Source organism: Bacillus sp. CCNWLW194 (assembly GCF_037120585.1).
Taxonomy (GTDB): Bacteria; Bacillota; Bacilli; order Bacillales; family Bacillaceae_G; genus Bacillus_A; species Bacillus_A basilensis.
Window position 1 is genome coordinate 143,591 of record NZ_JBBBBL010000008.1, and the last position, 13,607, is coordinate 157,197.

Here is a 13,607-nt window from a genome sequence, read left to right on the forward strand (position 1 = left end):
GGATCTACCACTGGTGGCTTTGGATCTACCACTGGTGGCTTTGGATCTACCACTGGTGGCTTTGGATCTACCACTGGTGGCTTTGGATCTACCACTGGCGTATTTGGATCTACTGAAGGCTTAGCGTTCGGATCTACCTGTAACTTAGGGTCCACTGGTGTATTCGCCTCGGTTGGTGACTTAGGAATATCCGCCACAGGTCCAACCATATTAGTTGGCAAATCTAACTTTTGTGGAGTTGGTGCATCTGATAATTTGATTTGTGGATCTTTCTTTTCCACCGATACTTCATCAGGTTTATACGTTACTGGTGTAATTGGTGATTTATTATTTCCAATTAAATCTGCTAAATTAATAGTTGGTTTTTCGCCGGGTTTTTCATCTTTTTTTGCAGGATCAGCGACTAAATTTGGGAACATAGATTGTAAATCGCCCCCTGTAATACGATCATCTTTTTTCTCTTCTGTATTACTTGCTAGTTTTACTGGTTCTTTTCCTGCTGTCCTAAAGCCTTTGTCATAAACAAGATATCCTGACGTTCCTAGTAAAGCTACTGACATTACTGATATAGCGACTTTTTTCCCTAAGTTATTATTGTTTTCCTCCATGTCCTTTTCCCCTTTTCCTATCTTTATTGAATCCAACCGTTTGTTTTCATTTCTGTTAGTTTTTCTTGCGCGGCTCTTACTTCAGATTCATTTTCATTTGCCTGCACTGTTTTTCTTAAGAAGCGACTTGCTTCCTCGTATTTTTTCTGTTTAATTTTAAACATCCCGAATGCAAAATTCACATGCGGATTTTCATCGTTTTGTGAGTATGCTTCTGTGAAAAGCTTCTCTGCTTCATTTCCTTGTCCCACTTTATCGTATAAAATCCCTATATTTACAAGTGTATTTATGTCGCGTGTTCCACTGCTGACAACTCTATTGTAAGCTTCTAACGCTTGCTGATATGCAGCAGTACTCTTTGCGCCATCTCGCGTTTCATAAAACTGGCCCGCTTCGTAATACACAATTCCTAGTTGATTTAACAACTCAATATTTTTCATATCTTTTTGAATCGCTACTTGTAAAATGTGCGATGCTTGTTGATAATTTATTTCTTTCTTCGCACTATCAATTAAGTTTGTTTTATTCCAAAGCACATATAAATTTGAAAGTTCAATTGTATATATGGCATTCTTTGAATCTTGCATAATAGCTTCTTTAAAGAAAGATTCTGCTTTGTCTAACTGTACAGTTGCTGTTGAAAGTTGACCTTTTAAATACGAAACAATTGCCTTATCCTCATTTGTTTTCGTGCTCATTTTGACAATAACATCTTCTGCCTTTTCAAATTCTTTCATTTTCATATGACTTACAGCTAAATCTCGCATCGCATCTTTTTTGTATGGTTCAATTCCTTTTGCATTATTCGCTAACGCTTGTTCAAAATTTTGCACTGCTTCTTGATATTTTCCAATGCGGAAATTTGCTGAAGCTAATAAATAAGCAGCTTCATTATTTTCTTTATCTATTTCTCTATCTTTTATTAGTTTTGTAATATAATCGATTGCAATTTTATTTTTTCCTTCAGCAACGTAAATCGTTGCTAATTGGAGATATGCCTCGTCTTTACCCTTCACAGCAATTGCATGCCCAACAGCTTCTTCTGCTTTTATATATTTTTTATCATCATAAGCTTGTCGTGCTTGTTCCATAAACTTTTGATATTTAGCGTTTGTTGTGTAGAAATAAAATAACGTTGAACCACCTATAACAACCACTACAGTTGAACCAATAATCAAAATTCGCTTTTTATTCTTTTTCCACCATGTAGAAAAAGCTGATGGTTCACTTTGTTCATGCGCTACTGTAAGTGGTTGATTTGATGCTTTTGCATTTAAAATCTCATCATCTATATCATATTCCACTTGTTTTTTCGTCTGTTTCCGGCTCTGTAGAATACTATTTGGAACTGTAATTGTAGCTGCTACTTCTTGCTGCGACTCTGTTCCTTGTCCTTCTTTTATCTCTTCAATAATGCTTTCAATTTCCTGCTTTAATGCCTGATCAATGTTTGGAAATTGTACGATTCGTGAATAGACGAAACAAGCAAATGCTGCATTGTTTTCTCGTTCCAATTCAGTAGCTAATTCCAAATAATGCTGTAGGACCATTTTTTTATTTATTTCAGGCTCTTGACTCTCCATAGTTTGAATGATATATGCGAGTTCTTTTTGCAGAGCTGTTGATGGATTGAGTGAATTGAAAATTATTTTATACTCATATAATGCCGCTTGTTTAAATCCTCTCTCTTCTAATAATCTTGCAATTTCCAAACATTTTGATACAAAAAGAGAGTGTTCTTCTGCTGACTGCCTTTCCGCATCAATTTTTATTCTTTCTCTCACGCTATTAAATACATCGTACCACTGTGCAAAGCTTGGGCATTCTGCGAAAGAGTTACTACTCCATGCCTGCTTAAATAATTTTGCAATTTCCCCATTCCATTGATTATGTAATACTTGCTGAAGTAACGTATATCTTTCACATTCTGTCTGCATTTCTTCCGTTTTAAAGTAACTTGCATCCGTCCATTTTTTATTTCGAACTTCTTCACTACACCAACTCAATATTTCTCCTAATAAAATGGCACCTGCAAATCGATCGGCTTCTTTTTGCCATACTCCACTTTTTAAATACATTGGTGCGTAGCCCGCTGAACCTGCTGGCAATAACGAAGGTCTTTTCGTTTTTGGACCATACATTTGCTCAACATCAACAAGTTCGATATAGTGTTGGCCTTCAATTCGATTTTCACTTAAGAAAGGTATGAGTACGTTGCTAGACGATAAATCATTATGAGCAACTTCATTTTCCTCCATCATTTTAAGTGTTGTAAGAAATGCTTCTGCAATAAAGAAGCATTGTTCTTTTGATAACATTAGTTGTTCTTGTAAAATATCAGCCCAAGTTGGACCTTCAATCCAAGGCATTACAATACTATTAGCAAGATCTTCTGATTTTTCGATTGCAGATGTATGTTCTTCTTTAGTAACGATATAGCGTGAACATACTTTAAGACCTACTAAGGAAGAAAGTGGTTTCAAAAATGCTAGTTGATGTTTTTCCTCGCGATAGCGTTCCTTAAAAACTTTTAATGCAATTCGTTCCACACCATTTTCCTGTTGTAATTGATAGACTGTTCCTTGTCTTCCCTCTTGACCATAGGGCATTTCAATACCAATTACAGCTGGGTGTTTCTCAAAACGATAAACATCTTTATTAAGACTAATTTTTTCTCCTACTTCTGGTCGGAATCCCATTTTATCCCCTTACTCTCGTATAACAATTTTTCAAAAAAAAGACCAGGAACAATAGCTCCTGATCTTTTGCAATTGTTCTATTCTTAGTATGCGTTATCTGTGTTACGGAATTTATCAGCAATACGTTTTAAGTCTGTTGAAATACCCTCTAAGATTGGAATATATTGCTGCATTGCTTGTTTAGATTGGATAAATTCTCCACGGAACTTCGCTTGTGTTGCCCCAGCCCATTGTCCTTCTAAACTATTAATATCGCCTTCAAGTCTATTAATTTGACTTTGTGCTTCTCCTGCTGCGTTTTTAAAGTTTCCTGCGATTCTTTCAAGTTCTTCTGGTGTGATTTTAATTTCTGCCATCGTAATAATTTCCCCTTTCAAATCATAAATGATACAACAATTAGATTATAAACTATATTCATACAATTTTAAAAGAGTTAAATTACAAAAAAATTCTATTTTCTAGTAATTTAACCCTATTTTAATATTATTTCACTTTTAATTCAGACCATTTCACACTAATTTTATCTGTCATCGTGCGAAGTAAATGTAATGGTGTATATGCACATTTTATTTTGATTGGCTTTCTACGTATGCAATATCCATCCCCGCTTAATAATTCTTGATCCATTTCAGTATGTGGCAGTTTCATATTAAAGAAATACACATCGTTATTTTGTGTCGTTCCCAATAAATAACCAATACTTCTCTTTCTAATTTCTGCAAACCATTTTTCATGTGAATAGCTATTTAAGCTAGACGTAGTAGCCGCAGTCATAAAGTGAATCCCTTTATTTTTACAATTTTGGACTATTAGTTCCATTTTGTTTTTTGCCTCATAATCAGTAGATAATACAGTTAACATTTGATCAATATCATCAATTGCAATGATTATCCTCTTATATGAAAACTCCACTGTTACGTTTGAATCTATAGAAGGCATTACTGCTTCTCTATTATTTATTAACTCTAACAATTCATCTAACATTTCTTTTAATTGCATACTATCTGTAACCTTCTTCTTTACATGAGGTAAATCTCCCAGAGCTAATATGCCTGTAGGTCTTTCACCAAGATCTACTAAGTATAGCTCAACCTTTTCTGGAGAGTATTGGTATGCAGTCGTGAACAGAAGCGTTTGTAATAGCGATGTTTTTCCACCTTCTATTCTTCCCCCAACAAATATATGACTCATTTCGTCTAAAGAAAAACTTTGCAAACGAATGTCCTCTGTTTCTATACCTGCTGAAATTTGGGCTGTTTCTAATTCTTCAATCATATGCTCTACAAATATTTCTTTAGGTACCATTGGAATAGCTTTTGCTTTTTCACCATTCCATTCTCCATTCATTTTTTGAATAATTGTTTTTAATTGTTGAGAGTACTCAAGTTCACTTTCACCAATAAACGGCAATGCTGCTTGGAATAGTTCCGGCGGTTGCCCTTTCATTAATCCACGGCCAACAGGAACTTCAATTAATGGGAATTTAGGTCTGCCAACTAAGTTATGATATTCTGTTCCATCTTGCAATTCAAATGTAAGTGCCATCGGTATATTATTCCGAACACGATCGAACATATCAATTGTTTGATTCAGAGAGAAATAGAAATATACTCCGTATGTACTTGATTCGCGTAATAATAATTCTAATACTTCATTTTCTTTCTCAAATTCATTTTTGAACCTTATATAACCATCTACCATTACTACTATAGCTGGTATTTTCTTTTCTACCATTCGGTTATACATAGAGAATGACTTTGCACCGATATTAGAAAAACTCTCTTTTCTATGCGTGATTTCCTTCTTTAAAAATCCGAATAGACGTTTCATTTTCTCATTTTCGCCTTCTTGTATAATCCCGCCTATATGAGGTAAATCTCTAAAATCTAAGAACATTCGACCAAAATCAATAACATAGAAATTCACTTCTTCTGGTGTATGAGATACAGCTAAGGACATAATAATTGTTTGCAACATCGTCGTTTTTCCTGTACCTGGCATACCATAAATATTTAAATGCCCTTCTTGTAAATCTAATTTCTGAGGAAATTGTGCTTGATTTGCAACATCATCAATTAATCCTACTGTTACTTGTAAATATTCTTTCGGTTTATTCCAATCAGCAATTGTCCAATTTTCCATAGCATAAAATTCTTTTAACAATAATTTTTCTGGTAATGGATCCAGCCATGGTCCTGGTAATGCTTTAATATTTTCTTTTTCTGATACGCTCTGTACATATTGAATAAAAGCCTGTAATTGCTTTGGACTATTTGTCATTGGTTTTGGACGCTTTTTCACTTTTATTCTTTCACCGGAAAGCTTCACTTCTGTAAAGTCAACAATATCAAGAACTTTCTCTTCATCCGGATTATAAGGTGCTCCGCTCCATGCAGATTGGAATAATTCCAATACTTCATTGCTACCAACTTGGAGATACCCTCGTCCTGGTACATTGATTTTAGATGCATCTGGAATCTTTAACATTTCACGACTATCCGCGTCATCTTGTACACGTAAACAAATTCGAAAACGCGAGTTACTCCAAATCTTGTCATTTACAACCCCTGAAGGTTTTTGAGTTGCTAATAATAAGTGGACCCCTAAAGTTCTTCCTATGGCAGCGACACTAATTAGCTCGTCCATAAATTCAGGTTGTTCCTTTTTCATTTGAGCAAACTCATCAATAACAATAAATAAATGTGGTAAAGGTTCTTTTTCACGCCAGCTTGTTTCATAATATTCATCTAGATGCTGGACATTTCCAGCCTGAATGAATAATTTTTGTCTCCGCTCTAATTCTGCCTTTAATGATATTCTGGCACGCTCAATTAAGTTTGGATCCTCTAAGTTCGTAATAGATGCAATAATATGTGGTAATCCAGCAAATGTGTTTGACATTCCACCACCTTTATAATCGATAAGCATAAATGCCATCTCATGAGGGTGATAGGTTGCTGCTAACGCTGCTATTATAGACTGAATCACTTCACTTTTTCCTGATCCTGTTGTACCAGCCATTAGACCGTGTGGACCATGCCCTTTTTTCTCTATTTTATCGTGAATATTTAGAAAAACAGGTTTACTTCCTTCTCTCACACCAATTGGAACCGGTAATGAAGTCGGATATCTATTTTCTTTCCATCTCTCTAGCACTTGTAACTCTTCCATGTTTTTAGCTTGAAACAAGTCTAAAAATGTTAATACTTTCGGAATGTTGGCTGCTGTAGAACTTTTCATTCGAATTGGAGCAATGCTTCGCGCTCCTAGTTCACATCGCTCGAATGAAAGTCGATCTACTTTAAAACTAGCACGCGTTGTCCCACTATTTTCAGCTGAACTTGAAAACGTTTCTACTAACTCACCATTTTCTCCATTTAAGCTTATTACAAGATCACATTCCATCGGTAAGCGTTCCTTTTGTTCCGCAAAAATAAATGTAGAAGCTCCTACACTTTCACCTTCTCTAAGTAACATTGGAATTAAAGGGTCATCCTCTAAAAATTCTCTCGCTGATAAGAAAAAGACGTACATTGGAATTAAAGGAACTTTTGCATCCGCTTGCGCAGAAGAATTATAGATTCTACGCATATTAAGTGGGGTAAATAGTACTTCAGCTAGTTTCTGTGCATCTTGTTGATTTTCAGATAAAAAGCGCATACTTCTCTGTTCATCCCATACGTGAGGAAGCCACCTCATCCAATCCCATTGTTTTTTCTCTTTCTCATGATAAAAGGCTGCTATTTTCACTTCATTCGGTGCATGATGCGTCATAATTTGTGTCGTTACAATTCGAATAAAGTTTAGTCTATCTTCTTTATTTCCGACTACACCAATTACGTCGTTTTTTTTCAAAGAAATTGAAATGTGTCCATTTGGTATCGTATTGAAATCCCTTTTCACATTTTGCGCTTCTGTAACTAATGGATTTTCTTCATAACCTTTCTGCTCAGGTACCTTCAATTCTACAAGGAATGGTCTTTCTCCTGTACCAATACGAATATCTAAAAAGTCTGGACTTTCAGGTGTACGCTCCCATAAATTACTGTCTCGGTTTTCAATTCTTTGTACACTTTTTAATGGGCTTGGATTTTGTGTAATTAAATATTTTGCTTGTTCAACCTTTAGCGTATCTAATTCCACTCGATGCTTTTGAATTTGCTCTAAATATCTTGTTTGTAATTGTTCAACCATTTGACGATGTTCTTTCTTTTTACGGAAATGCCCCATCGTTGTAATTACATATGATCCCAACATTGGAATACTTGAAACCATCATTAATGGCATATAACTTGAATTCATCTTCATAAATTTCATCATTACAAAATATAATACCAATGTTAAAACCGTCATCATTGCTGGCAGTAACATTGTTTCAATTGAAAACTTCGGCTCCTCCGGTATATTCGGCGGATCATGAATAATAACATCCCCTGTTGGTATATCTACTTTCACACGCGGAGAGCGTTGAAAATACGGTGATTTTTGCACAAAACATTTCTCCTTCCCCATTCAAAAACTATTACTCAATAATTTTCCATACATAATCTTCTTCACTAGTAGATATATCTTGTTTAACCGGTTCATTATAAACTTCTTCTGCCGGTAGCATTTCAAAAGAAGGGATAATCGATCCTTTTTTATATAGCATTACATATTGTCCATCCCACACATCATTATCGCGCAACGTTTCATCATTTCGAATAGAATGCCATTCTTCTTTATCTTTTGCCACTCTAATTTCATAGATACCGCTCAATGCTTCATCTATTTTTTCATGATGTAAAATTGCTTCAATAATTTGCACTGCTTTCACATCATTAGGAATTGCAATATCTATCTCTTCATTTGACTGTTTTATGTATGTCACAATAATCTCTTCCACTTTTATTCACCTTTTTTCCATCGTGTTTGTTACCAAGAAACATCTAAAAATGAAATATCATCGCTTGTCGGGGAGTTCTGCGCCCTCTCAATTTCTTTTAACACTTCCTCAAAGTTATACTGTTTAAGCGACACAAGTCCGTCTGAATGAATAACTATCCGATTAGCTTCGTGTCTAGATAATGTCTTTGAAAAAACGGCCAATTCCCCACCGATAATGCCACGCTGTGTAGACCATCTTTTCTCTATATTTCTCTCAAACTTCATTACATCCGAACAATTCTCATTATTTTGAAACAATTTCACAAATGAATCACCATGTGAAACTAACGTTATTTGTGCCTTATCTTGATTTGAAATGCGTTCTATTTTCCCGCCAATAAACATCGCTTCGCTACCTTGTTTTCGCTTTTCTTCCAAAACATCGCGTAGTAACCACGGTGTTTCTTCTGGCAATCGAAATGCACTCACTTCCTCTGAAGCTTCTTCTATCCAATTTTTTAACTGTTCATTTAATAATGTAGTAATATCCAGTTCACTTTCTTGACATGTTTCAAACAAGTTTAATAACTTCATACCAAGAAACTCCGCAGCAATTTCACCATGAAAAGACAGCCCTACACCGTCACATAACGCAAATATGAAACTAGTTCCATTATCTTGAAATACTAGGAAGTCCTGTCCACTCTCATTTAAATCCTGTGTTTCTTTTGCTCTTACATAACTATATCGATAAGTAAAATGTTTGCTTTTCTTTTCTTGCAATACCGTTTCTTTCTCTTGCGACAGGATATATTTCACCATATTTCTCCCTCCTACCGAACCGGCGTCGCAGCAGACATTTGAAATCCAAGTGACACTAAATCCGCATTTGTACCAGGAAACATCATCACCGCACCATCTGCAATATGGAAACCATATTCAGTCATCATCTCACGATAGCTTTGAGGAATAGGCGATGAAAGTTTTTGCAACTTTGCACCATACTCATCCGTAATTTCTGTATTTGACATAATTCCTTCCCACTTCTTTATATTAGTAATTTGTTCTTGCATAATTTCATCTGAAATAAAAATATTTTCAACTAGCACATTTCCATCAGGTACAGACATATCCATAATTCTTCGCACAATTAATTCTGGATCTTCACCAGTTGAAGCACCGTCTGTCATATGACAAACCACAGGAGCTGGTCCATCTTGTAAATTTGGTAATTCCTTTTGCAATAACTTCTCCACTACAGAAAAAGCTTTTGCTGTATCAGTTAAGCGATGCGTTTGAATTTTTTCTAATGGGCGCAGTCTTGCTACCTCGTCTATTGTTTTCACACCGCCCAATAAATCAAAAACATGATCGCTATAGGCTAAAATAGATAACTTATACCTTGGAAGCAAGCGACTACCTTTTGTTGAACGAAATACCATTTGGCGAATTGCTAAAGAAAGAGCATCCGTTACAATATCAATTCTTCTTTTTTCTTCTCCCCCTGCATCCATCATTTGATTCATTGATGCGCTTACATCAAGAAGGTAAATTATATACGCTGGTGTTTGTTGTGTTGCTTGTGTTTGATATAGCATGTTTCATACCCTTCCATACATTATTATATGAACTTTTTTTATATTCATATTTCATTATAACTTATGAATTTTCTTTTTCTCAATTCATTATAAAATGTTCTTAATATAATTTACATATTTTCACACAAAAAATTTATTCCTTTTAACATATGTTGAAAGGAATAAACCCCTTCTATACTATAGAAGGGGTTTATTATTACGGTATAAGACGCGTACAATCTCTCGGAAAAGCACTCGCCTCTCGTACATTTGTTAATTCTAATAGTTTGTATACAACTCTCTCTAATCCAATTCCAAAACCACCATGTGGGGGACAACCGTATCGGAATGTATTTAAATAAGATTGAAATGTATCTGGATGTAATCCTTTTTCTTTAAAAGAAGCAAGTAACAGATCATAATTATGAATTCGCTGTGCCCCTGATGTTATTTCTAATCCCTTATATAATAAGTCAAATGAATCAGTAATAGATGAATTCTCTTTATTCGGCATCGTATACATCGGCCTAGCTTCTTTCGGATAATATGTGATGAAAACTAACTCACTCTTATATGTTTCCTTCACATATTTGCCTAGTAGCTTTTCACCTTCTGTATCTAAATCTCCAATTGGCGACTCTTTCCGGTATTTATTTTTCAAAATTTCTTGCGCTTCTAACAATGTGATTTTAGGTATTTCTGTAATAATAGGTACTTCTATTTGTAATAGTTGTAGTTCTTTTTCACAGTTTTTTGCTACTTGTTGAAACATATATCGTAAAACATCCGTTTCTAATTGCATCACTTCATAAAAATCATGAATAAATCCAAGTTCTACGTCTAACGATATATATTCATTCAAATGACGAGAAGAGTTATGATGTTCCGCTCTGTAAACAGGTGCAACTTCAAAAACACGTTCTAACCCCCCAGCTACCATCATCTGTTTATAAAACTGTGGTGATTGTGCTAAATAAGCTTCTTTTTGAAAGTATGGAAGCTTAAAAACATTCGCTCCTCCTTCTGCCCCTTGCGAAACAATTTTCGGAGTAAATATACGTGTGAAATCGTTCTCTATAAGAAATTCACTAAAGCTCTGAACGAGTGTAGATTTCACTTTAAATATCGCTGCGGTTCTCTCATGTCTTAATGATAATACCCGCTCATTCAGTAGTTGATCTAAGCCAACTTGTAACTTCTTTTTATTTATTTCAAACGGAAGTGGTTCTGCGCCATTTAATATTTTCACTTCGTGAGCAAGTACTTCTACGCCTAATTCTGTTTTTGACGTCTCAACTATTTCACCAATTACGTGGACAACACTTTCTACATCGACTTTGAATCCAGCTAACTCGTTTTCTAATACACATTGAATTACTCCCGTTCTGTCCCGTAATAATAAAAAACTAACATTACCTAGATGACGAATCTTTTTTACCCATCCTTGAAGTGATACAACCTTTCCGCTTTGCTCCGTACATTCTTTTGTGAGTGAACGTTTCATGATTTGACCCATTACATTTCCCTCCAGTAATTTTATATTTATTTACGTTATTGTTGTTGTCATCGTCATCATCCACGGTCACTCACCTCCTTTCAAAGAATACAAAAATCCGCCCCTAAAAATAGGGACGGATTTTTCCGCGGTACCACCCAAATTGTCATAATGACCATCTTAGCCCTGATAACGGTAGGTACCGTTTGCTTTTACTAATTATCACGTTCAAAACAACACTCACAGGTGTCTTTCCATCATGCGGTATCGCAATCTTTCCAGCAACCGATTGCTCTCTGTAGACCTTTGCATCATGTACTTTTCCTGATCATCACTTTTTATATTTACAGAGTATTCTATCTCTTCACCCTATAAAATGCAAGCACTTTTAAATATATTTTTATTTTTCACATCCAGTTTTGTACAATCTCCTCTAAAGCCATTCCACGTGAACCTTTCAATAAAACAACATCCTTTTTCGTTATAACTCTCAATACTTCCTCTGCTATCTCGGCTTTATTATCAAATGACTGTACTTTTCCTGTATGATAGTTCTTTCTTGCTTCTTCCGCTACAATTTCGGCTAACTCTCCATACGTAAATACATATTGAATGCTCTCCTCATTTAACATTTTACCAATTTCTCTATGATATGTTTCAGCTTTCCTCCCTAACTCCAACATATCCCCAATCACTATAATTTTTTTATTATAGACATTTAATTTCTGTAACGTTTCAATTGCAGCCTTCATGGAGGAAGGACTGGCATTCCATGCATCGTTAATAATTGTAAAACCTGTTTTAGCGGTTAAAAACTGAAAGCGCATTTGTGTAATATTTATTTCTTGCAATGCTTCTTGTATTTTTTCTATAGGGACTTTGTAAAATTGACCTACAGCGATTCCGACAATCGTATTAAAAATATTATGTTTTCCATGTAAGGGAACATCGTACTGTATTTTTGAATTATTTAATTTAAAATGAACACCATATTCATCTAATTGTACGTTTGTTGGAAACAAATCATTTGTATACTTTCCACCAAATGACTTACATTCTATACCTAGCATATTAATATTTTGAGAAAGTAATGGCTCATCACCATTATATAAAAACAGTCCATCGTCATTTAATCCGTCTACAATTTCAAATTTAGCCTTCGCAATCTCTTCTCTTGATCCAAGCGTTTCTAAGTGAGACTGTCCAATCATTGTAATAATCGCTACATCTGGCTGAGCTATTCGTGATAATTTTCGAATTTGTCCTTTTTCACTCATTCCCATTTCAAGTATTAAGAACTCAGTATTTCGTTTCATTTCTAAAATTGTTAACGGCAAACCGATTTGACTATTAAAATTTCCCTTTGTTTTATGCACTCTATAAGTTGAACTTAAAATGCCTCCTATTATATCTTTTACCGTAGTCTTGCCATTACTACCGGTAATTCCTATTACTTTTACATTTATCTCGCTTCGATAAAATTGTGCCAATTGTTGCAAAGCAAACAAAGTTTCATCTACAAATATAATTGGAATCCCTTTTGGCGGAGTACCGTAAGACTTTTTCCATAAGGAAGCGACAGCCCCATTATCCATTGCCTCTTTCACATACTCATGCCCATCTTTCACCCTAATGATTGGAACGAATAAATTTCCTTCTTTAATATTTTTGGAATTTATGCAGACACCATCTACCTCTATAAGATGAAAGGATTCTTGTAATCCTTCTCCATTTACTATCTCTTTAAGTTTTTTCAAATTCATTTGAATCAAAGTATCACCTTTTTCCATTTAATTACATATTTACCGTTTTATTTACGCATATTAATAAAAATTTTATAGTGAGGTGTTAATATGAAAAAAGCGATTAGTTTCTTTCTTCTTTTGTTATGCCTAATTGTAGTGAATGAAACATACGCCTACTCACCAAAATCTTTACCCATCTCCCAAAACTCTGATCAATGGCAAGTGAATATTGATGAACCGAAAAAAATAAGCAACAAGGTACTTCAAGCTAAAAAAGATGAATTTCAAACCTATCAATTTTCAGTAAAAAATGTTGGCAAAAACGAAGTATATAACGTTCAAGTTGAAGTCTTTCGTAATGAACCAAATATGAAAACAAAATACGAACTCTTTTCACGAAAAGAAAGTCGTCTCGCAAGCGGGAAAATCGGATTTAAACATGCTAACTTCCCTGTTTCTACAAAAGCAGATGAGGTTGATATAATCATTACTTGGCAAGAACACCCTTTCCGCTCAATGAGAAACGGTCAAAAAGTTGAGTCTAGGAAATTTAAAGAGCATTTTGTTTTTAAAGACGAGAAAAAATAAATGGAATGCGGATAAATTCACACTATCAT

General features: G+C 34.8%; 9 protein-coding genes, 1 pseudogene and 1 other annotated feature. Of the genes and pseudogenes, 1 reads left to right on the forward strand and 9 read right to left on the reverse strand.

Going from position 1 to position 13,607, the window contains the following annotated elements; all coding sequences use genetic code 11:
* The 9 genes and pseudogenes from V7S50_RS19180 to V7S50_RS19220 form a co-directional block, all read right to left on the reverse strand.
* A pseudogene (locus V7S50_RS19180) lies at positions 1-608 on the reverse strand (hypothetical protein); the annotation flags it as partial.
* Positions 609-631: 23 nt separating this feature from the next.
* Positions 632-3,307 (reverse strand): tetratricopeptide repeat protein, encoded by a 2,676-nt coding sequence (locus V7S50_RS19185; protein ID WP_242251779.1) that lies wholly within the window; start codon positions 3,305-3,307, stop codon positions 632-634.
* An 83-nt stretch (positions 3,308-3,390) separates the two neighbouring features.
* Positions 3,391-3,663 carry a WXG100 family type VII secretion target gene (locus V7S50_RS19190; protein ID WP_000807831.1) on the reverse strand — a complete coding sequence of 91 codons (273 nt, stop codon included), beginning with the start codon at positions 3,661-3,663 and terminating at the stop codon, positions 3,391-3,393.
* A 127-nt stretch (positions 3,664-3,790) separates the two neighbouring features.
* Positions 3,791-7,798, reverse strand: coding sequence for a type VII secretion protein EssC (gene essC, locus V7S50_RS19195; protein WP_242251778.1), 4,008 nt, complete (start codon positions 7,796-7,798; stop codon positions 3,791-3,793).
* 31 nt (positions 7,799-7,829) lie between these two features.
* Positions 7,830-8,192 carry a hypothetical protein gene (locus V7S50_RS19200; RefSeq protein ID WP_060630646.1) on the reverse strand — a complete coding sequence of 121 codons (363 nt, stop codon included), beginning with the start codon at positions 8,190-8,192 and terminating at the stop codon, positions 7,830-7,832.
* Between the two features lie 29 nt (positions 8,193-8,221).
* Complete coding sequence (locus tag V7S50_RS19205; protein WP_242251776.1) at positions 8,222-8,995, reverse strand: hypothetical protein; 774 nt, start codon at positions 8,993-8,995, stop codon at positions 8,222-8,224.
* 11 nt (positions 8,996-9,006) lie between these two features.
* On the reverse strand, positions 9,007-9,771 hold the full coding sequence (locus V7S50_RS19210; RefSeq protein WP_242251774.1) for a vWA domain-containing protein: 765 nt from the start codon (positions 9,769-9,771) through the stop codon (positions 9,007-9,009).
* 196 nt (positions 9,772-9,967) lie between these two features.
* Entirely contained in the window at positions 9,968-11,266 is a 1,299-nt protein-coding gene (gene aspS, locus V7S50_RS19215; RefSeq protein ID WP_242251772.1) for an aspartate--tRNA(Asn) ligase, read from the reverse strand.
* 108 nt (positions 11,267-11,374) lie between these two features.
* Positions 11,375-11,586: a binding site (T-box leader), on the reverse strand.
* Positions 11,587-11,652: 66 nt separating this feature from the next.
* Complete coding sequence (locus V7S50_RS19220) at positions 11,653-13,035, reverse strand: UDP-N-acetylmuramoyl-tripeptide--D-alanyl-D-alanine ligase (protein ID WP_242251770.1); 1,383 nt, start codon at positions 13,033-13,035, stop codon at positions 11,653-11,655.
* A 63-nt stretch (positions 13,036-13,098) separates the two neighbouring features.
* Between V7S50_RS19220 and V7S50_RS19225 the strand changes: the two genes are divergently transcribed.
* Positions 13,099-13,578: a hypothetical protein gene (locus tag V7S50_RS19225; protein WP_242251768.1), complete on the forward strand. Its 480-nt coding sequence runs from the start codon at positions 13,099-13,101 to the stop codon at positions 13,576-13,578.
* Positions 13,579-13,607: the final 29 nt, after the last annotated feature.